Source organism: Priestia sp. YIM B13491 (genome assembly GCF_042787605.1).
GTDB classification, from domain to species: domain Bacteria; phylum Bacillota; class Bacilli; order Bacillales; family Bacillaceae_H; genus Priestia; species Priestia megaterium_E.
The window spans coordinates 1-20,942 of the sequence record NZ_JBHZOR010000002.1 but is presented as its reverse complement, the minus strand read 5'-3'; the positions used below and the strand labels follow the sequence as shown (position 1 = coordinate 20,942).

The following is a 20,942-nucleotide window of genomic DNA, read 5'->3' as shown; positions in this document are numbered from 1 at the left end:
TAAAAAATACAAACATGTGTTCTGTTTTTGTGTTATAATAAGTTTAGAAGCAACAAACCTCGATGAGTAAGCTCCAAAAATAAGCGATTAAAAGTGATCCCACCATGAACTAGCTTCCATTTAATCCTGCAGGGGGAATCTGAATGAAGAGCAAAGTGCGCATTATCCCATTTCAAGTAGTTGAACAATGGAATCAATTTAATGAAGTCCCAGAAGGAGTCGCTCTAATTGGAGCAGAGCAAGTATGGAAGCAAACAAAGGGACGGGGAATAACCATAGCAGTTTTGGATACTGGCTGTGATGTTACACATCCAGATTTGCAGGAACGAATTATTGGAGGAAGAAATTTCACACACGATGATCAACAAAATCCAGATATTTTTCAAGATTATAATGGTCACGGTACTCACGTAGCAGGCACAATTGCAGCAGCTCATAATGGTACAGGTGTTGTAGGAGTGGCTCCCGAAGTGAATTTACTTATTCTGAAAGTACTTGATGAAAATGGTTCAGGTCAATATGAGTGGATTATTGAAGGTATTACCTACGCTATTAAGCAAAAAGTAGATATCATTTCGATGTCGCTTGGAGGTCCGGCCGATGTGCCTGAGCTACATGAAGCGATTCAAGATGCTGTTGATCAGAATATTTTAGTTGTCTGCGCAGCGGGAAATGAAGGAGATGGAGAAGGCTCCACAGATGAGTTTGCGTACCCAGGGTCATATAATGAAGTGATTAGCGTAGGAGCTGTTGATTTAGAGAAACGATCTTCGGCATTTTCCAACTCAAACAACGAAGTAGATGTAGTGGCTCCGGGAGAGAAGATTGTATCAACTTACTTGAACGGAAAGTATGCCGCACTGAGCGGAACCTCTATGGCAACACCTCACATAGCGGGGGCCTTAGCATTGATAAAAGTTCTTTCAAATGAAACGTTTGGAAGGACACTTACGGAACCAGAGCTTTATGCACAGTTAATTAGAAGAACGCTTCCATTAAATGAATCACCAAGAGAAGTAGGAAACGGATTTGTGCACTTGACCGTTGTTGAAAAGCTGTTGCGTGAAATTCAACGTCAAATGACTTCAGAGGTGATCGGATGAGAAGCAGTTTAGATATGTTAATGATGGAAAAGCAGCAGGCAAAAGCTCTTTATCACGAATACGTAAACAATCGAAGTTATTATGATGAAAAGATGGATGAAGAAAATAAAAATCTTTATTATCAAGATACGCTCTTTGAAAGAGAAGCCATGCAAACTTTGTTAACGGAAACGCATCAGCATTTGCTAAGTTATTCGCCCCATAAATATGTATATCCATGGGTGGATCTACAGGAGAATGGGGAGCTGAAAAGTCTATACTCAGGGAAAGGGATGGATCCGTTAGAAACTATACAGCAAGATATTGATCAACTTCAGGCGCTTAGTAACTCATCTTTTTCAAGCAATGATATACTGCTGAACTGTGAGCACGTTGTCCCGCAATCTTGGTTTGGGAAACAAGAGCCTATGAGAGGTGATTTGCATCATTTATTTGCGTGTGAACCTTCTTGTAACAGTCGAAGAGGTAATTCTTCTTATATTGACTTCCCGGATTATACGCCGGAAGTAAAGCAATCAGATGTGAAAGAAGGATGTGGCAAAGCAGAAAAAGGTAAGTTTGAACCTGAATATGGCAAAGGAATTGTGGCTCGGGCTACGCTTTATTTTTTTATTCGCTATCATAATAAAATTGACTCTTCGCGAGTAGATCTTCCTCTTTTACTAAAATGGCATGAAGAATTTACTGTTTCACTTTATGAAAAACATCGCAATGCAGCAATCTTTGAGTTGCAAGGCAACCGAAATCCTTTTATCGATTTTCCTGACAAAGCAGGTGCGTTAATGAGTTCTGCTTTCTAAAATAGCGAAGAGCTCCGCTTCGAATTGAAGCGGAGCTCTTTTGGATAATCTAATATGAAAATCCATATTTATCACTTAAAAGGGCATCCATTTTATTTAATAAGCGAAAATATTCTTCTTGTTCTTCTACAGTTAGAGCTGCTAGCATATCTTTTAAAAATCCATTTCGCTTCTCTGTAATCATTAAAACAAGTTTCTTTGATTCATCGGTCAGTGAAACCCACACGACTCTCCGGTCTTTTTCGTCTCGCACGCGTTGAATGAGAGATTCTTCTTCCAATTGATTTAATAAGCTAGTTGTAGCGCCCGAGGTTAAGTGAAGTTTATTTGAAATATCTGCTACCATATACTTTGTGCCGCTGGCAATATAGTTTAAGATATAAAATTTAGTGGGTGTTAAGTGATAAGGCTGTGTTTTTAACGTTTCTTCGACTAAATGCCGCATATATTGAAAAAAAGATGTGTTAATTTGATAAAGGTGTTCAATTTTTGAATCTAAATTGTTATCCATGCTAGCTTCCATCTCCTTGTACACTACGGACGTATATAAACTAACTCTAAAATAAAATGAAACAATTGTAAAGGATGGCAATGATTATCTTTAACCACCATTATTATTTTTAAATTAATATCTTTACGAAAAAATATCTTTATGATAAAGTTATTTAGGTGGTTAACCAAATAGATGATTGTAAAGAAACATATCTCATAATAGATGGAGATAATATCTTTATGAAAAAGCTATATAAAAAAGTAATTTCATTAGTGAAGTATTAAGGAGGAGTAATGAATGTCTAGAAGTCGCTTAATGGTAACAAATTTTATTGGAATTATCGTTATTTTAGCTTTATTAATTGGAGGAGGATATTATTACGTTCAAAAATCGAACTATATTACAACGGATAACGCTAAAGTATCCGGAGATGTATACAATGTAGTTGCACCTGCAGCAGGTAAAGTAGCAAGCTGGACAGTAGAAGAAGGAAATGATGTATCAAAAGATGCTGAAATTGCTAAAATTCAAGCTGAAAAAGGGTCTGTAGCTGCTAAAGTACCAGCCGATGGAAAAATTATTCAAACAAACGTAAAAGAAAATCAAATGGTTCAAGCTGGACAGCAAATTGCAACGGAAGTAGATATGAAAGACCTATTTATCGTAGCAAATATTAAAGAAGATCAGCTTAAGGATATTAAAGAAGGCGACGATGTAGATGTAACGGTAGACGGAGACAGCAGTGCAAAAATCGACGGCAAAGTCGAAGAAATTGGATATGCAACCAATTCACTTTCATCTTTAACATCGAACTCAAGCTCAGATGGAAACTACACAAAAGTGTCTCAAACGGTTCCTGTGAAAATTTCTATTTCTAATTATTCAGAGCATGTACTGCCAGGTATGAACGCCGAGGTAAAAATTTCGAAAGACTAATTCTTACTACAACAGTTCAAGAAAGGAGGAAATATGATGACAGCCAGTATAGAAAACACAAGTGATGGATCCATCAAAAAGCATATTCCGCTATTGATTGTTTTAATGCTTGGTTTGTTTCTTGCGATATTAAACCAAACGTTACTGAACGTAGCCATCCCGCATTTGATTACTGAGTTTGGCGTAACGGCAAATACAGCTCAGTGGTTGTTAACAGGATATATGCTTGTGAACGGGGCGTTAATTCCGCTTTCAGCTTTTTTAATTGAACGATTTGGTGTGCGTCGCTTGTTCTTATTTGCAATGTTTTGTTTTACAGTAGGGTCATTGATTTGCGGAATTGCACCTACGTTTTCGATTATGCTTACCGGCCGTTTAATTCAAGCTATTGGCGGAGGTGTCTTATCGCCTCTTGTTATGACCATTATTGTGTTTATTTTCCCTCCTCACATGCGAGGAAAAGGGATGGGGATTTTTGGTTTAGCCATGATGTTCGCACCGGCTATTGGACCAACGTTATCTGGATGGGTTATTCAAAACTATGATTGGCACATCCTTTTTAACGGCATGGTGCCATTAGGTGCCATTGTATTAATTATTGCTTTCTTTCAATTAAAAGACATTCAGCCTCCAAAGGATGTAAAAGTTCACATGCCTTCTGTTGTGACATCACTTGCAGGTATGGGATTATTGCTTTATGGATTCAGTGAAGCTGGAAATGACGGCTGGACGGATTCAGTTGTTCTTTCTACAATCATTGGTGGAGCAGTTCTTTTAATTATATTTGTTCTTCAACAAATTAAATCTGAAAAGCCGCTATTGGATATGCGTGTGTTTAAATATAATATTTTTTCACTATCAAATATTATTAGTATTGCGATTACAATCAGTATGTACGCAGGTATGTTCTTGCTTCCAATTTACTTGCAAAATATCCGCGGATATTCTGCTTTTGATTCAGGACTGCTCTTGCTTCCTGGCGCACTTGTTATGCTGGTTATGTCGCCGATTTCAGGTACATTGTTTGATAAGGTGGGACCTCGTCCGCTAGCAATCGTTGGTATGCTCATTACATCTATTTCAACGTTTGAATTTACGAAGCTGACGATGGATACACCGTTTAATCATATTTTAGCGATTTATATTATTCGCTCGTTCGGTATGTCACTGTTAATGATGCCGATTATGACAGCGGGTTTGAATCAGCTTCCGCAGCGACTAAGCAGTCACGGAACATCAATGTCTAATACGCTTCGTCAAGTAAGTGGTTCAATTGGTATTAGTTTAATGACGACCATTTTTACGAACCGTACAACGTATCATGTAAATGAAATCAGCAGTTCCATGAATACGTCTGATCCATTCTTTATGAACAGCTTTCATTTATTTGTACAAAAAGTAGCTGCTACTTTGCATTTATCACAAGATCAGGCTCAGCAGCAAGCGCTGAAGGTTTTATCTGGAAAAATGACGCAGCAAGGTACGATCCAAGGTATTAACGATGCCTTTTACTGGGCAACAGCAATTTCTGTTATTGGTTTAATTTTAAGTTTCTTCCTTCGTGACGTACGTAAAGATAAAGTAGTCGAAGAAAAGAAATCAAAAGCTCAAGAGGAAGATATTCGTATGCTTCCAGCTCCAAAAAGTATAAATTCATAAGGAGCTATAGAAATCTAAAGTTCATCATAAAAATGTTGGAGAGAAAGGGGCAGTGAGGCGGATGGATCCATTGATATTTGGTGAAGAAATTCAAAGAATTTCAATATCTTTAAACAAAAAAGTAATGACAAATGTAAAAAGCCTTTTACAGCATTACGGAATTACCCCTTTTCAATATCATATTTTACTGATTGTTGAACGTGCAGATACAATGCCTGTCACCAAATTGGCAGACGAGATAAAGGCGAGCCCAAGCGTTATTACAGCATCGATTACACGTTTGTATGAACTGAATCTTGTGGAGCGCTACCATTCAAAAAGAGATCGGCGTAAAGTTATGGTCGAGCTTACAAACAAAGGGAAGCAAGTGATTCAAGCTGCTGAAAAAGACATGCAGCAAGGGGTTGAAAAACTGTTTGCTTGCTATAAAGAAGAAGAACAGCAGCAATTTCTCACGCTCTGTCGACAGCTAGATGAACATGTGACTTGAAGTTGAGTAGAAAAAAGTATATTGAGTTAAGCGAAGTGAGTGTAAATGAATAAAGAAACGGTAAAAAATATTCGAAAAAACTACAATATGAATCAGCGAAACTTCGCTCAAGCAGTAAACTGCAGTTTTTCTTTAATTGCACTGGTTGAAGTGGGGAAGCGAAGAGTAACAAAAAACTTGGAAGACAAAATTAAGCAAGCATTTCAATTGAACGATCACGATTTAGAAACACTGCAAGGGTAATACAAAAAGTAGGTGTGAAACGAGCGCACCTACTTTTTTTCGTCTTGTTTTTTTGTAAGCGGATCTACCGTATGTTTATAATCGTAAGCTTTCGAAGTAGTAACTATGCATAGCAGTAAAATAACAAATACAATGATAATAGAGAGCGTAATAATGATGATCATATAAAACGTCCTTTCTTTTTCTTATTACATATGCTTTCGGTCTTATTGGTAAAATTCCTTCTTTCTCCACATAGTGCAGAAACGACAAACGCATACTAGTAACAGCCTAAAATAAAGGAGTGTTTATAATGAATGAAAAAGAGTTGAAAAAACAATTAAAAAAGGTAGCGGATTATCCTTCATCTAAAGCAGATGGAGTAGACGAAGAGTTTTCTCGTGAATTAGCAGACCAAGACGATTTAGAAGCTCAGGCTAGAGCGAACGCTGCAGATGAAAGACAAAAAAAGCAAAACTAAAGCTGAGATAAAAGTATTTTAGCCCAAGTGAAAAACGAACCGCTAATCAAAATGTTTGATTAGCGGTTCGTTATTTTTGTTATGGTGTAACGAGCGGTTCAGCTCATACATTCAATTGGTTTGTCTTTAGATTGGATTGACGTTGTTATTTCTCAGCCTCGTTTATTATTTTTTCAAAAGTAAATAAACAAAGTAAGGAGTACCGATTACGGCGGCAATAATTCCTGCTGGTACACCGTTAGGATCGGCAATGTTATGTCCTATTGTATCTGCAATCAGCAAGAGCCAGCCGCCAAGTAAAATGGCAACGGGAATAAAAAGCTGGTTTCTCGGTCCGACTAAGCCTTTGGCAATATGAGGAGCAAGAAGCCCAATAAAGGCCACGCCGCCTGTAACTGAAACTGCGGCTGCCGCTAATGCAACCGCGGCTAGAAGCAATGTGATACGCTCTTTCTCCATAGCGATACCGACTCCAATAGCTGCAGCTTCATTTAAGTTAAAAATGTTTAATGAATTTGCTTTGTACAATATAAAAGGAATCAAGACAAGCAGCCAAGGTAGAAGTGCCCATATAAAAGGCCAGTCTGTCCCCCAAATGTTTCCTGCAATCCATTTAGCAATAAAATCAACTTTAGCACGATCAGCTGATGACATAATCACCACCATCATTCCAGAAAGAGCCATCGAAAAACCTACGCCTGTTAAAATAAGTTTTACAGGCTGCAGTCCTTGGCTTTTACTATATGCACAAAGGTAGATAAGACCAGCTGTAAACAAGGCACCGATGAACCCTACTAACGGAAGAGCATACACGAAAGAGCCAGCTTCAATTGGAAAAAATAAAAAGAATACGGCAATTGCGACGCCTGCTCCTGAATTAATTCCTATAATTCCAGGTTCCGCTAAGTCATTGCGCGTAACCCCTTGTAAGATAGCGCCTGATAAAGCTAGAGCCATTCCTGCTAAAAGAGTAATGATAATTCGCGGAAGTCGAATTGAAAAAAGAACAAACTCATCTGCAAAATTCCCTTTGCCAAACAGAGTAGGAAATACTTTATTATAAGGAAGGGAGGCATCCCCAAGCCCCATCCCTATTACAATCGTTCCAAGAATCAAAACAGTGAGCAGCATCATAATTATTCGTTGTTTTCTAATAAGCGCTGGGTGGATCATGAGAATGCTCTTCCTCCTTTACGAACAATGACTAAAAAGAAAGGTAAACCAATCATGGATACAACTGCTGCTATCGGTGTTTCATAAGGCGCACTTACGGTTCGGCCCAACGTATCAGCGAGCAGCATAAACGCTGCGCCAGTGACAGCGGACATAGGGATAATATAACGATAGTCGGTTCCTACAATTCCTCGTACAATATGAGGAATCATCAAGCCGATAAACACCATGTTTCCGACTAGCGCAACAGAAGCACCTGCAAGAAGAATCATCACAACAAATAAAATGGTTTTGACCTTTGTTGTTTGCTGACCTAACCCCACAGCGACTTCTTCGTTTAAGCTTAAAATAGTAAGCTGCCGGGAAAGCAAAAGGGCAATGAATATACCTCCGACAATAAAAGGAACAATGATTTGAAGCTGTTCCCAAGAAGTGCCTACCATTCCGCCAGCAGTCCACATCGATACATCTTTTGAAATTTTAAAATAAATACCGACGCCTTCTCCGATCGCATAAAGAAACGCTGAAACGGCAGCCCCGGCTAGTACAATTCGAAGCGGAGAAAAACCGCCTCTTTTTATAGCAGCAATTCCAAATACCAAAATTGCGCCAACCGCAGCTCCGATAAAGCAAGCAATCGTAATACCTAAATAATTTACAGAAGGGATAAAGGCAATGGTTACAGCTAAAGCTGCATTTGCGCCAGAAGTTAAGCCTAAAAGTCCTGGATCTGCAAGAGGATTTCTTGTCATACCTTGCATAATCGCCCCTGATACTGATAAAGCAGCGCCAACAAAAACAGCGGCGATTTCACGAGGTAAACGAATATCTCGGATGATCGAAATCTGTTCGTTTACACTGCTTGATGAAAGCGCTAGCCACACATCTTTTATCGATATATCAGCAGCGCCAAAAACCATTGAAGAACCAAACATTATGATGAATACGAGCAGCATACCTATCAATTTATATAAAAAAGGAATGAAACGCTGATTGTCTATTTTCATAAAACACCCATCTTTTCATGTAAGAATAAATGTAGTAAAACAAAGCAAGAGGAATTCTAAAAAGAATTCCTCTTGAATGAATTACTTGCCAAGAAATTTTTGAGTAAAGAAATCTAGTTGATAATCTAATGTGATTGGATCATTAAAATAAAATTCTTTTGCATTTGCTTCAAATACGTGATTATTCTTTACAGCAGGAATATTTTTGTACGTATCTGTTTTCTCAAATGATGTATCTCCATCTTGGTTTTTGCTGAAGATTAAATAATCTCCGGCATATTCAGGAAGAACTTCTGGTGAAATTGCATAGTAACCATCTTTCAAAGCCATGTCTTTTACTTTCTCCGGCATTTTTAATTTCATTTCTTGATAAAGAATTTCTGTTCCGCGTCCCCAGTTATCGCCAAACACATAAAGCTGCTTGTCAAAGTTTTCAATAACTGAAACCGTGGTATCGTCGCCAATTTTAGCTTTGATGTCAGAACCAAATTTTGCCGCACGCTTTTTAAAATCGTTTACCCATGACTGTGCTTCTTTTTCTTTATTTAATAGTTTGCCGATTTCTACATGCTGAGTAAGGTAATCTACTTTATCGTATGTATACGTAACGGTAGGAGCAATTTTTTTCAATTTATCAACGTTTTTTGTAGTAGATAAGCCAATAATTAGGTCAGGCTTTAATTTAATGATCTTTTCTAAATTTTCATCTGATACTTCTTCAACGCCTTTTAATTTCTTTTCAAAGCGGGGATTCATTTTAGACCATGAATCAACTCCGACAATATTGACACCTAATGACATGACGTTACCTGCGTAGGAGCCTAACACTACAACACGTTTCGGGTTAGCCGGAACTTTTACAGGGCCGTCTTCAGATTGATATATGATTGTCTTAGATTCGCCATTTTTGCTAGAATCATTTTTGCTTTCAGTTGAACCGCTGCTGCAGGCACTAATAAGTAGTACGAATATGAGCATGAATGGAAGCAGTAATTTTTTCATTTAGTTATCTCCTCTTAATAAGTTATACGTGATGCACATTGGTTTATTGGTTCTCGGGTCTCGTCCGATTTCAGCGTCGATATGAAACACTTTTTTTAAAACGTCATGCGTGATGACTTCGTCACACGTTCCGGCTTTAACAATTTCTCCATCTTTTAAAGCGATAATATAATCTGCAAAACGAGCGGCTTGATTTAAATCGTGAAGCACCATTACGACGGTACGTCCTTGCTCTTTGTTTAGCTTTTGAAGCAGCTCAAGCACTTCTAACTGATGAGCCATATCCAAGTAGGTAGTCGGCTCATCGAGGAATATAATATCTGTTTCTTGAGCTAAAGCCATTGCAATCCACACTCGCTGACGCTGACCGCCTGAAAGAGAGTCAACGAGACGAAATTTGTAATCTTTTGTTCCGGTTACTTCAAGCGCCCAGTCAATCGTTTGATAGTCTTGTTTCGACAGACGCCCAAACCCTTTTTGATAGGGAAATCGCCCATAAGATACAAGTTCTCCAACAGTTAAGCCGCTGGCACTTTCAGGGGTTTGAGGGAGAATGGCCATTTTTTTAGCGAGTGCTTTTGTATGTTCTGTTGAAATATTTTCGCCATCTAAAATGACGGAACCGGATTGATGAGAAATAATGCGGGTGACGGCTTTTAAAAGCGTTGATTTGCCGCATCCGTTTGAACCAATAATCGTGGTAATCTTTTTATCTGGAATGTTAACGCTTAAATTCTTTACTATTGGACGTTCACCATAACTAATATGTAATTTCTCTGTATATAGGCGAACCATATCTGACCCTCCGTTTACGTTTAATACAACAAATACTTGATAATGATTATCAGTATCGTTTACTTTACATACTATAATTCGAACGTTTCGGGATGTCAATAGTTATTTTTATTGTCAAAACGGTGAAGAAGATGTATATTCAAATGAGAATGATAATCAATAACAATTAATTGCGAGGAGTGGGTGTTCATGACACATAACGAACTGTTCGACGTGACAATTATAGGAGGGGGACCTGCTGGCCTATACTCTGCCTTTTATAGTGGACTAAGAGAAATGAAAACAAAGCTGATTGATTATCAGCCAAAATTAGGCGGAAAACTACACGTTTATCCTGAAAAAATGATTTGGGATGTAGGAGGGCAAACGCCTATTGCTGGTGCAAAGCTTATTGAACAGCTTATTGAACAAGGGCTGACGTTTGATCCAACTGTTGTTTTAAATGAGAAGGTTGAATCGATTTCTCGCTTAGAAGATGGTATTTTCCAGCTGACGAGTTCTTCAGGTGAACATCATTACTCTAAAACCATTATCCTTGCTGTCGGAGGAGGTATTTTAAATCCGCAAAAACTCAAAATTGAAGGGGCAGAACGATTTGAAATATCAAATTTAAACTATACGGTTAAATCTTTGCAGCATTTTAAAAATAAAACGGTGATTGTTTCCGGGGGAGGCAATTCAGCCATTGATTGGGCAAATGAGCTAGAGTCTGTTGCTAAAAAAGTATATATTACGTATCGAAACAGTGAACTAAACGGTCATGAAGCACAAGTGAGACAATTAATAAATAGTTCAGCTCGGTGTCTGCTTAACACATCTATTACAAAATTAGTGGCTGATGCGACGCATGAATTTATTGAAAAAGTTGAGCTGACTAATCATCAAACCGGTGAAATTTCTTATTTACCGATTGACGAAGTCATTATTAATCACGGTTATGAAAGAGATACAGAGCTGTTAAAAAACAGTGAATTACATATTAAAACCATTGATGACTGCTATATTGCAGGTAACGCAGCAAGCGAAACGTCTGTAGAAGGCGTGTATGCAGCGGGAGATATTCTCATGCACGAAGGAAAAGTCCATTTAATTACAGGTGCTTTTCAAGACGCTGCTAATGCCGTAAACAAAGCAAAACAATTTGTTCAGCCCTCCGCGGCTAAGACAGCTATGGTTTCTTCTCATAATGAAGTATTCAAAAAGCGCAATTCAGCACTAATTAAACAAATGATGACGTAAAGCGAGGTGCAGTGTGCATGTCGCTTCTTTTTCTAGGGTGGAATTATCTAAGCAGGGAGGCAGGGAACGAAAAAAGAAAAGAGAAATATAATAAAAGAAAACGCTTACATTTTAAAAAAATGACATAGTGCTTGTGTGCATAAGGGGGAAGCCGTATGAACGAAAAAGAGAAATATCAGTTTGAAACAAAAGCCATTCACGCAGGGTATGAATCAAAACATCATTTTGATAGCTTAGCTCCACCTATTTATCAAACGTCTACATTTACATTCTCATCTCTAGAACAAGGTGCAAACCGGTTTAGCGGAGCAGAAGATGGTTATGTATATTCCCGGTTATCGAATCCAACGGTCACCATTTTAGAAGAGCGTATGGCACAGCTTGAAGAAGGAGAAGCAGCTTTGGCATTTGGATCGGGAATGGCTGCAGTATCGGCTGTATTGATTGGACTTACAAAAGCAGGCGATCATATTTTGTGTTCTAAAGGAGTGTATGGATGCACGTTTGGTCTCTTAGAAATGCTTGAGGAAAAATATCAAATCCATCATTCTTTCTCCAACTTGGAAACTGAAGAAGAAATTCTTGCTGCTATCAGAAAAGATACAGCATGTATTTATATTGAAACACCGATTAATCCGACTATGACTTTAGTAGATTTAGAGTTAGTTGCTTCTATCGCCAAACAAAAAGGAATTCCTGTGGTAGTAGACAATACCTTTTCAACTCCTTATTTGCAGCAGCCGCTGAAGCTTGGATGCGACTTAGTCATTCATAGCGCAACAAAATTTATTGGTGGACACGGAGATGTTGTTGCAGGAATTGTAGTAGGGAACAAAGAGGTTATTTCTGTACTGCGCAAAACGACGCAAAAAGATATCGGAGGCATTCTTTCCCCGTTTGATGCGTGGCTGTTACTCCGCGGGTTAAAAACACTGGCCGTTCGGATGGATCGTCACTGTGAAAATGCTGAACACATCGCAAAACAATTAAGTCTCCACCCCAAGGTGAAAGCCGTTTATTATCCGGGTGATAAAAAGAGCCCTGCTTATTCTCTCATGCAAAAGCAAATGAAAAAAGGAGGGGGGCTTCTCTCTTTTGAAGTGGAAGGCGGTTATGAAGAAACCGTAAAAGTGGTTAATCAGCTTAAGCTCATTTCCATTGCGGTGAGTCTTGGAGATGCTGAAACACTTATTCAGCATCCTGCCTCGATGACGCACGCAGTCGTGCCGGAAGAAGCTCGAAAAGAAATGGGAATCTCAAATGAACTCCTTCGCTTATCAGTTGGACTGGAAGCGTGGGAAGATATTATGAGAGATTTACAGCAGGCATTAGATAGTATATAACAAACGCTCAAACAGCGCTTGAAGTATCTTAAGGATATTTCAAGCGTTGTTTTTTGAATATCAACTGCATGTCATCACTCATAGATCTTTTTTTGCGAGTGGAACTTTACCTACATCTTTAGACAAATGTCCTAGACAGAAGAGATGCCTTTCAATAGACTAAAGGTTATCTGTAAAAATACAATATTTAGGTAAGGAAGGTGCTCTGCTATTATGCTTCATAATCCAACTGGAAAAAAACGTCTAGGATTGGCGTTTCTCCTCAGCACGCTTGCGATATTAGGTCCGCTTAATATCGATATGTATTTGCCAAGTTTCCCTGCTATTGCTGATCATTTAGATGCGCGAGCTTCACTTGTACAGCTTAGTTTAACATCATGTTTACTAGGCCTTGCCATTGGTCAAATCGTGATCGGTCCAATCAGTGATGCGAAGGGACGAAAACGACCTTTACTCATTTCCATCTCTTTATTTATGATATCGTCCTTGCTCTGTGCTTTGGCTCCTACTATTACAGCTTTAGTCATCGCACGCTTTTTACAAGGGTTTACCGCTTCGGCAGGAGTTGTTCTTTCTCGCGCGATTGTCAGAGACGTTTTTAGTGGAAGAGAGCTTACGAAGTTTTTTGCTCTGTTAATGGTTATTAATGCCTTTGCGCCAATGATAGCACCAATGGCCGGAGGTGCTATTTTACTTCTTCCTTTTGCAAGCTGGCATACTATTTTCTTGTTTTTAAGTTTAATAGGCCTTTTAATTGTCTTAACAATTTCAATGCGTTTAAAAGAAACTTTGCCAATTGAAAATAGAACGCCAAGTTCAATTGGTCATTCCATTCGCACGATGGGCAGTTTATTACAAGACCGTTCTTTTATTGGGTATGCCTTAATTGTCGGACTGGTCCACGGAGGTAGCTTTGCTTATGTATCAGGCACTCCATTTGTCTATCAAGGGATCTACCATGTTTCTCCGCAAGTTTTTAGCATTTTGTTTGGCATTAACGGCTTGGCCATTGTGACTGGAAGCTTTATTATTGGGCGCTTTAGCGGAATTCTTCATGAAAGAAGTCTGCTTCGCATTGCCGTGATTACGGCTGTAAGTGCTACTAGCGTACTTCTTATCATGACCATGCTTAAAGGGCCGCTGGCTACGATTGTTATTCCCATTTTTATTTACATGATCTCTATAGGAATGACGATCACAGGCTCGGTGACATTGGCAATGAAAAATCAAGGACATAGAGCAGGAAGTGCGAGTGCCGTGTTAGGCATGCTTCCACTAACTTTAGGATCCATTGTTTCTCCTTTAGTGGGTATTAACGAAACCACAGCGATTCCGATGGCTGCTATTTTATTTAGTACGGCGCTTTTAGGTTTTGTAGCTTTCTTTACGTTAACTAAAAACAAGAAAGAAACAGAAAAGTGCGAAGTTAACGAGTTTAAAACGGAGGTTTCTCCGTAATCACTTTTTTGAATGTTTGAAAGCATCACTCCTTTGTAAAAATGAGTGATGCAAATTTATTTAAGTATTGAATAATATATGCTAACCTTAGGGCGTGATCGAAAGGAGTGGATAATAATGAGTAAAGTAATTCCTGAAATAACCCTTAATGACGGGGTAACCTTGCCTGCTATAGGTTTTGGCACATACAAGCTTAACGGAAATGAAGGAGTCAACGCTATAACGAGTGCGATTGATGATGAATAGCCCACAATTTAAAGGGAATATCCTCATATCGCCAATAAGCCACTCCTGTTGGGCTATTCTTAGCCTCATGGTCTAAGCTTACCTTCGCCAGTAAGAGATTAGGGCCTATGCCTGCCGTAGCTGTCAGGCGTGTCTTATGATAAATTTCGTCGATAATATTGTGGGCTAATTCTTCTGGTGTACGAGCGAATAGATGCAACGAAGCTGTCGCATCAATAAACAACTCATCAATACTATAGGCATGAAAATCCTCAGGAGCCACATACTGTAACACCAAGCTCGAAATATAGGTCGAAGCCTTGATATACCTCTCAATGGATGGATTCACCACATGGATATCTTTCCTTTTAGGAATGTCGAAAAGACGACTTCCTGTTTTGACCCCTTCTTTCTTTAATAAGGGTGTGGCAGCTAATACAACGGATCCCGACCGTTTGATATCTCCGACTACCGCAAGCTTTGTTTTCAACGGGTTTAATCCTCTTATGACAGAAGAAACTGAAGCATAGAACGCCTTCATGTCGATACATATAATGATTCTGTTTGGTAACTGTTCATCCTCCATTGAAAATACTCCTAAAATAAAAACTCTACATTTTTCCCAATCATTGCTATCACTTGCATAGAATTTATTGTTACATTAACAGAAGTAACTACTACATAACGTAATGGTAAGAGTTCAAAAAGAATAAACCCTAAAGGGGGATAAATGTTGAAAAAAGAATATTTTGTGCAATATTCAGACCAAAGTATAATTGATAGTTTTGACTTTCCAGAAGATAAATTTGTATCTATTACTGTAGGGATTAGGGACATTAATCATGATCTGATCATCTCTTTAGTTCGAAAAATGTTTGGTTTACCTGTTTTTTTTGTTTTAGACTCAATGCTCTCTGGACATGAAAAGGAAACATTGATTAAAAATAAAACTCCTTTTTATGAGCATTCATCAGATGGTGCTATTATTAAAGTTGATTCTGAAGAAAAATTGAGCCATGTTAGTGGATTAGCAGAAGAATTAGTTAATAATGGGCTGAGTATATTCATTTTCTACGGAGAAGGTATTGTAGAGCAGGATTTAATTCCTTCGAGACAATGGAATAAACCTATAGAATTTAAAAATGTCGATATAGATAAAGTCGATACATTTGTGGATGTGGAAGAGGTTGGATTTACGATATTCAGTAAGAGTGATCTATTTAACTCACCTGGAAAAGTCAAAAATTATATACCTCGTAGCTACTCACTTGATATTAATAGCAGCAATATTTAACATTTCTAAATTAAAAGGAGGAGGGTTTGTAGTCAATGAAGTATAAAAATAATAAGAGTATACTAAAAATGTTAGCTATCATCCTTCTTTCTATAGATCTATTCTTTTATCTTTTAGCACTAAAGAGCCTATACGTTTTCTCTTCAAAGGTTTCGATATATTTTCTGATATTTGTTCTACACTTTATCTATTTATATATATAGTCCTTATAACCGTTAGCAAAACAAAAGAGTCTAAAGTTTTTTGGGGAGTAATTGGGCCGTTTTTTATTGTACCTATAGCCATCGTTGGGTGGTTCACGTTCTTTTATACTAATAAAGTTGACTATTATGATCTAAGTTCCCCTAAGAATACCCAAAAAATTATTATTGGTTATTCCAATTGGAGTCTTGGAGAAACTAACCATTACTATGATTTTTATAAACAAACGGAATTCCCTTTGGTGAAAAAACGAATAAATCAAGAACCTCTTCATGTCATGACACGAAATACGGATATGAGCGATTTAAATGTTTTAGGAGCTCATGATGCACAATAGGGAAATGAACAAACAGTAACTTTTACATCTCCATATCTAAATAAGGAAGTAACCTTTAATTTAAAGTAAGTACTTTTTTCTACTTAAACAACAGAGTTGAGAAAAAGCCTGTATCTAAGGAGATCCAGGCTTTTTATTTTCTAGTTTAGTTACCATAAGTTTGATTTTAGGAACCATACAAAAATATGAGCTCTTGATATACAAGGGCTCTTTAACCTTCCATATTTTTCGTCACACAGTTATTTTTGTTATTGCGTCATCTTCCCAAGTAACATATATTTTAAATCTTTGTAAAACGCAGTTTTATCACTTTCAATTGCTACTATATCTTTATTCACAAGTGAAGCCTCTTCTTACTGCTCAATGAAACCTGCCTTAAATCATATAATTAATTCTACAATAATTGGATTAATTTAATTAAAATAGAAAAAAAGATATTATTGGACATTAGGAGGTATTTATGTACAAATTTTTGATTTTTATTATAGTAGCGTTTTATATCGCTCATTATGTTGAAAAATACTTAAGAAAAAAGATGCACTTAGAAACCGATCCAGAGATTTACAGAAAAAAAGTAAACAGGTGGCACTCAAGAATAGAAGTTGTACTATACATAATATTTTTATTTTCCCTAAGCTATTATAATCAAGTCCCTATGTGGATTATTTTAGCTGCTTTTTGTATTGTTTATCAGGGATTTAATATATTTATGGAATGGAAATTTGCAAGAGAAACGAGGGAACACCTTTTAGCCGTTATTTTCTTCTTCTTTTATTTAGCTTCTATAGGAGTTGGCACTTTATTAAATGTATTTTAAATAGGAGTTGAATATTATTGCTAAAAACATTTTTATACCTCTTACTATTATTGTTAGTAGCATCTCTTATTACAAAGTATCTTGCTATAAAATTAAATGTTAAAGATGACCTCGACACTGAAAAAATTATGTGAACAAGTGGCATAAATGGGTAGAAAAAAGTTTTTATTATACTCTTTATTGCTTTTGAACAGGTTCCTATGTGGGTCATGTTAATTATTTTCTGTTTATGTTATTTAAGTTTCGGAACCTTTATGGAGTGGAGATATAACAGAGAAACGAGGGAATATTTACTGTCATTTAGTCTCCTGATATATTTTTTAATAGCAATTATTATTGGAGCAATATTGAATGTTTTCTAATGATTTATTTATACATACACAAAGAGCTATGTACGTTATAAAAAGCATAGAAAATAAATACACTATAATACATAAAAGCAGGTGGAAATAATTTTTATACCTATATTAGTTTTACTAGTTGGTTTGTATCTATTAATCTCGGGAATTTTAATCATTGTAAAAGATAAAAACACAAAAGGAAAGACTAAAAAAACTTTAGTTTTTTTAGCAGTAGCATCCGATATAGTTACTGATCCAGTGTCGTCTTCTGGGTTCCGTATTATGCTTGGTGCTGTTCTTATAATAGGTGGATTAATTTTATTATAAGAAATACCTATTGGTATATAACTATGTTTCAAAAGGACTCATATCAATTAACCGGTATGAATCCTTTTTTATTACTAAAAACGTTCGTAAAAGTGCATGGATTCCAGAAGACGTTCATAATTGTTTTTATAACTTAAGCGAACGATAAAGATGATAGATTTCTCATGAAAAAGAAAAGTTCGTAAAGGTATACTTTTTCGAACGATGTATTTGATTCTGTCTCACAACGTTAAAAGAATAAAGTCAAATATTTTTATCTAGAAATCCTTTTTTTCTTCCTGAAAAATCTGTTATGGTAACTTTCAGGTATGTTGATCTACCTTAACTCTGTTTTTACATATTCAATAAATTTTTTTGAAACAGGAGAAATTTCTGTTGAATTTGGTGTAGCAATTGCGATAGTACGATACTGTTCTGGTTCTAACCTAAGAATGCTACATTTAGGTGATAATCCTTGGAGTACTAGTTCGGGAATGATGCTTACACCTAAGTTATTTTCCACCATGGCTATAATAGCTTGGTCGTCTGACATTTCAAATTTATTTTTCAAAGTAATACCAGTCTCTTTAAATAGACGGTTTATATCATTATCATAACCGGATTTTTGAACAATAAAGGATTCTTCTTCTAGTTGCTCAAAACGGATTCGCCCCTGATTAGAAAGAGGATGATTGGATGGAACTATACAAACTAATCTGTCTTCTTTTAAGGGTGTAATTGTAAAAGATTCTGCTGTAGGTAAAGAAACAAAACCAAAATCTATGGAACCATTAGTAATCCACTGTTCAATGTCCCGATATCCTCCTTGTAGAATTTTAATTTCTATAGAGGGATGGTCTTGTTTAAACCTCTTCATTAGTCTAGGTAACCATTTAATACAAACACTTGTAAATGCGCCTATTCGAATTGTACCAACTTCCAGCCCAGTGATAGAAGCAGCTTCTTGTTTCATTTTCTCTTCTGCATGTAGAATTGCTCTTATATATTTTAATATTCTTTCTCCATCGTTGGTCAAACTGACACCAGATCGATGCCTAATCAGTAAAGAGAAGCCTAGTTCGGATTCTAGATTTGAAATAGAATAACTAATCGCAGACTGGGTTAAATTTAAAGCCTCTGCAGCTTTAGTTAAGCTACCATACTCAATAACTGCGTTAAAAACCTCATATTTTATTAAACTCACTTTTATCCTTCCTATCCATAAAATTTATTCATACTACTATTTAAAAATTGAATTTTATTTATTTGTATTTTAACCCTATAATTTGTTTCATAACAAATGTATTAATTATTTATAAAAAATTAAAGTAGGTGGATCTGTGTAATGAAAACACTATTATTCGTAACAGACTTATACTATGAAGCAAAGGATCGTGCATACTATGAGGAAGACTTGTTCCTCACTTCAAAGCTTAGAGAAGAGTTTCAGTTGGTAATTTGCCATCCTGAAGACATAGAAACCTTCGAAAAAGATTTTGATTTAATTGTATTTCGGAATGCAGGTCCAATAGTGAAATTTAAGGACAAGTATCAGGCATTTCGAAATAGAGTAGTTTCAAATGGTTTGAAAACATACAATTCATTTGACGGAAAGGCTGATATGAATGGAAAAGAATACTTGATTGAGTTAACAAATTCTAAATTCCCTGTCATTCCAACAATTGATAACCTCAATTTTTTAGACAAATTACCTAATGTAGAAACCTATATTGTGAAACCGAAAGATGGTGCAGATTCAATCGGTATGGAACTTGTCTCTAAAAGTGAATTACCTGTAAAAATAAACTCAAATAATAAAAATATTTTAGTACAGCCCTTTATTAACTTTAATTATGAGGTTTCTTTCTATTTCATTGACCACGAATTTCAATATGCCCTTTACGCGCCAGATAAGAGTAAACGTTGGGCTCTAAAAGAGTATATTCCTACTAAAGAAGACTTGGCCTTTGCAGAGCGTTTTATTGAATGGAACGGCCTTAATTGGGGAATTCAGCGAGTTGATGCTTGTCGAACTGAAGAAGGAGCGCTTTTGTTAGTCGAATTAGAAGATTTAAATCCTTTTCTTTCTCTCTTGGAATTATCGGATGAAACAAGCCATACATTTGTAGAAACAATGAAAAAATCATTAAAAAAAGCTCTTCAACCTTAGACTTAATTCAATATTTTACTAAGCTTATAATTAATTGAGGATGCATTACGTGATTTATGGAATTATAAGTAACTTTTTTAAAACATTCTTTTACTAAATGCATACTTTTAAGAACGAGACATTTAAACCTATTACAAGGTATTAGAGTAATTTTTATTGATAAAAAAATAAAAGAGCAACCTCGATAGTGGACGGGAGGTTGCTCAAAAATAGGGTTACGTTGAAATTTGTAAAAAATAGTCTGACTTTTAATATATCACATTTGTATACAAAATCAATTACTTGAAACGTTCTGCATATGTATAAAACATGCGCTTTTTATACATGTCTCTTACCTCCGTCTACCAGAGAAACTTTGTGAGATCAACGATGTATAAAAAGCTGCATAGCTCATATGCTTTTCTGGCTAAGAACCCTTACTCCCAGAAGGGTTCTCTTTTTTGATGTCTTCCGGAAAGAGTGTTTATGTAAACTGATTTTGTATATGATATTCATGATCTTTTAAATCAATTCTGATATATAATCAGATGGGAACAAAATTATAATTGAGTCGAGGTTAGAAATTGAAAAAACGATATATAGTGTGTTTGGTTGCATTAAGCTCTCTTCTAGTTATAGGGTTTGTTTGGTGGTTTCTTTTTGCGCCTAGCTATCTACGATTTGCTCCAAAGGGAGAATATATTTCTCAAAGTAAATCTCCTAACGGTGATTACATAGTAAAGATATATCGTTCGAGTGGTGGAGCGACTACACCTTTTGCTATTAGAGGAGAAGTGACGTATACAAATAAAGTTTTTAATAAAAGGAAAAACATCTATTGGAATTACCCTCAGGAAACAGCTAAAGTTAAATGGGTAAATAACAAAACAGTTAACATTAGTGGTCATATATTAAACGTTACAAAAGATACGTTTGATGCTAATGATGTAGATAATTAAATTCTACTCTTAAACAACAAAAGCTCTTATGAAAGTGGAGTTAGTATAGTTTCATGGACACCATTTAATTAAGTCCTTACAATGACTTTTGAGAGGATGTGTCCGAAATGGA

General features: G+C 36.5%; 22 protein-coding genes and 2 pseudogenes. 16 read left to right on the top strand and 8 right to left on the bottom strand.

Annotation, left to right across the window (positions count from 1 at the left end):
* The first annotated feature begins 143 nt into the window (after positions 1–143).
* On the top strand, positions 144–1,103 hold the full coding sequence (locus ACFX4E_RS06290; protein WP_028408050.1) for a S8 family peptidase: 960 nt from the start codon (positions 144–146) through the stop codon (positions 1,101–1,103).
* A complete protein-coding gene (locus tag ACFX4E_RS06285; protein ID WP_060746750.1) occupies positions 1,100–1,903 on the top strand; it encodes an endonuclease I family protein in 804 nt (267 codons plus the stop codon). Before ACFX4E_RS06290 ends, ACFX4E_RS06285 begins: the two co-directional genes overlap by 4 nt.
* Positions 1,904–1,952: 49 nt before the next feature.
* Here the strand turns inward: ACFX4E_RS06285 and ACFX4E_RS06280 are convergent, their stop codons facing one another.
* Positions 1,953–2,414 carry a MarR family winged helix-turn-helix transcriptional regulator gene (locus ACFX4E_RS06280; RefSeq protein WP_050690712.1) on the bottom strand — a complete coding sequence of 154 codons (462 nt, stop codon included), beginning with the start codon at positions 2,412–2,414 and terminating at the stop codon, positions 1,953–1,955.
* A 279-nt stretch (positions 2,415–2,693) separates the two neighbouring features.
* On the opposite strand from ACFX4E_RS06280, the gene ACFX4E_RS06275 reads away from it, so the two are divergent.
* From ACFX4E_RS06275 to ACFX4E_RS06260, 4 genes are all read left to right on the top strand, one after another.
* Entirely contained in the window at positions 2,694–3,332 is a 639-nt protein-coding gene (locus tag ACFX4E_RS06275) for a biotin/lipoyl-containing protein (protein ID WP_013082429.1), read from the top strand.
* Between the two features lie 33 nt (positions 3,333–3,365).
* Entirely contained in the window at positions 3,366–4,991 is a 1,626-nt protein-coding gene (locus tag ACFX4E_RS06270) for a DHA2 family efflux MFS transporter permease subunit (protein WP_034275603.1), read from the top strand.
* Between the two features lie 61 nt (positions 4,992–5,052).
* A complete protein-coding gene (locus tag ACFX4E_RS06265) occupies positions 5,053–5,481 on the top strand; it encodes a MarR family winged helix-turn-helix transcriptional regulator (RefSeq protein WP_098333551.1) in 429 nt (142 codons plus the stop codon).
* 45 nt (positions 5,482–5,526) lie between these two features.
* Positions 5,527–5,724, top strand: a complete 198-nt coding sequence (locus tag ACFX4E_RS06260; RefSeq protein WP_377238890.1) for an XRE family transcriptional regulator — start codon at positions 5,527–5,529, stop codon at positions 5,722–5,724.
* Positions 5,725–5,753: 29 nt separating this feature from the next.
* On the opposite strand, the gene ytzI is transcribed toward ACFX4E_RS06260, so the two are convergent.
* Positions 5,754–5,888, bottom strand: a complete 135-nt coding sequence (gene ytzI / locus ACFX4E_RS06255) for a YtzI protein (protein ID WP_016763550.1) — start codon at positions 5,886–5,888, stop codon at positions 5,754–5,756.
* 128 nt (positions 5,889–6,016) lie between these two features.
* Here ytzI and ACFX4E_RS06250 point away from each other — a divergent pair, with 128 nt between their 5' ends.
* A complete protein-coding gene (locus ACFX4E_RS06250) occupies positions 6,017–6,184 on the top strand; it encodes a YfhD family protein (protein WP_081085297.1) in 168 nt (55 codons plus the stop codon).
* Positions 6,185–6,349: 165 nt separating this feature from the next.
* Here ACFX4E_RS06250 and ACFX4E_RS06245 read toward each other — a convergent pair whose 3' ends face one another.
* The 4 genes from ACFX4E_RS06245 to ACFX4E_RS06230 all read right to left on the bottom strand — a co-directional run bounded on the left by ACFX4E_RS06245 (position 6,350) and on the right by ACFX4E_RS06230 (position 10,161).
* Positions 6,350–7,357 carry a FecCD family ABC transporter permease gene (locus ACFX4E_RS06245; RefSeq protein WP_098333550.1) on the bottom strand — a complete coding sequence of 336 codons (1,008 nt, stop codon included), beginning with the start codon at positions 7,355–7,357 and terminating at the stop codon, positions 6,350–6,352.
* On the bottom strand, positions 7,354–8,364 hold the full coding sequence (locus ACFX4E_RS06240; protein WP_098333549.1) for a FecCD family ABC transporter permease: 1,011 nt from the start codon (positions 8,362–8,364) through the stop codon (positions 7,354–7,356). The genes ACFX4E_RS06245 and ACFX4E_RS06240 overlap by 4 nt, the downstream gene beginning before the upstream one ends.
* An 81-nt stretch (positions 8,365–8,445) precedes the next feature.
* Complete coding sequence (locus ACFX4E_RS06235; protein ID WP_377238889.1) at positions 8,446–9,366, bottom strand: iron-hydroxamate ABC transporter substrate-binding protein; 921 nt, start codon at positions 9,364–9,366, stop codon at positions 8,446–8,448.
* The gene (locus ACFX4E_RS06230; RefSeq protein ID WP_098332329.1) at positions 9,367–10,161 is read right to left on the bottom strand and encodes an ABC transporter ATP-binding protein; all 795 of its coding nucleotides are present in this window, start codon (positions 10,159–10,161) and stop codon (positions 9,367–9,369) included.
* A gap of 189 nt (positions 10,162–10,350) precedes the next feature.
* Here ACFX4E_RS06230 and ACFX4E_RS06225 point away from each other — a divergent pair, with 189 nt between their 5' ends.
* From ACFX4E_RS06225 to ACFX4E_RS06210, 4 genes and pseudogenes are all read left to right on the top strand, one after another.
* Positions 10,351–11,400, top strand: coding sequence for an NAD(P)/FAD-dependent oxidoreductase (locus ACFX4E_RS06225; RefSeq protein ID WP_098333547.1), 1,050 nt, complete (start codon positions 10,351–10,353; stop codon positions 11,398–11,400).
* 155 nt (positions 11,401–11,555) lie between these two features.
* On the top strand, positions 11,556–12,743 hold the full coding sequence (gene megL / locus ACFX4E_RS06220; RefSeq protein ID WP_098333546.1) for a methionine gamma-lyase: 1,188 nt from the start codon (positions 11,556–11,558) through the stop codon (positions 12,741–12,743).
* A 213-nt stretch (positions 12,744–12,956) separates the two neighbouring features.
* Positions 12,957–14,201 (top strand): Bcr/CflA family efflux MFS transporter, encoded by a 1,245-nt coding sequence (locus ACFX4E_RS06215; RefSeq protein ID WP_043979293.1) that lies wholly within the window; start codon positions 12,957–12,959, stop codon positions 14,199–14,201.
* Between the two features lie 117 nt (positions 14,202–14,318).
* Positions 14,319–14,438, top strand: a pseudogene (locus ACFX4E_RS06210) (aldo/keto reductase); the annotation flags it as partial.
* 4 nt (positions 14,439–14,442) lie between these two features.
* Here the strand turns inward: ACFX4E_RS06210 and ACFX4E_RS06205 are convergent.
* Positions 14,443–15,012: pseudogene (locus ACFX4E_RS06205) on the bottom strand (Y-family DNA polymerase); the annotation flags it as partial.
* Between the two features lie 147 nt (positions 15,013–15,159).
* Here ACFX4E_RS06205 and ACFX4E_RS06200 point away from each other — a divergent pair.
* The 3 genes from ACFX4E_RS06200 (at position 15,160) to ACFX4E_RS06190 (ending at position 17,437) form a co-directional block, all read left to right on the top strand.
* A complete protein-coding gene (locus ACFX4E_RS06200) occupies positions 15,160–15,720 on the top strand; it encodes a hypothetical protein (protein WP_098964589.1) in 561 nt (186 codons plus the stop codon).
* A 998-nt stretch (positions 15,721–16,718) separates the two neighbouring features.
* Positions 16,719–17,075 carry a DUF4181 domain-containing protein gene (locus ACFX4E_RS06195; protein ID WP_060746757.1) on the top strand — a complete coding sequence of 119 codons (357 nt, stop codon included), beginning with the start codon at positions 16,719–16,721 and terminating at the stop codon, positions 17,073–17,075.
* 167 nt (positions 17,076–17,242) lie between these two features.
* Positions 17,243–17,437: a DUF4181 domain-containing protein gene (locus ACFX4E_RS06190; RefSeq protein ID WP_377238901.1), complete on the top strand. Its 195-nt coding sequence runs from the start codon at positions 17,243–17,245 to the stop codon at positions 17,435–17,437.
* A gap of 622 nt (positions 17,438–18,059) precedes the next feature.
* On the opposite strand, the gene ACFX4E_RS06185 is transcribed toward ACFX4E_RS06190, so the two are convergent.
* Positions 18,060–18,926 carry a LysR family transcriptional regulator gene (locus tag ACFX4E_RS06185; protein ID WP_377238887.1) on the bottom strand — a complete coding sequence of 289 codons (867 nt, stop codon included), beginning with the start codon at positions 18,924–18,926 and terminating at the stop codon, positions 18,060–18,062.
* Positions 18,927–19,067: 141 nt separating this feature from the next.
* Here ACFX4E_RS06185 and ACFX4E_RS06180 point away from each other — a divergent pair, with 141 nt between their 5' ends.
* Positions 19,068–19,892: an ATP-grasp domain-containing protein gene (locus tag ACFX4E_RS06180; protein ID WP_114895513.1), complete on the top strand. Its 825-nt coding sequence runs from the start codon at positions 19,068–19,070 to the stop codon at positions 19,890–19,892.
* Positions 19,893–20,455: 563 nt separating this feature from the next.
* Entirely contained in the window at positions 20,456–20,830 is a 375-nt protein-coding gene (locus ACFX4E_RS06175) for a DUF5412 family protein (RefSeq protein ID WP_377238886.1), read from the top strand.
* Positions 20,831–20,942: the final 112 nt, after the last annotated feature.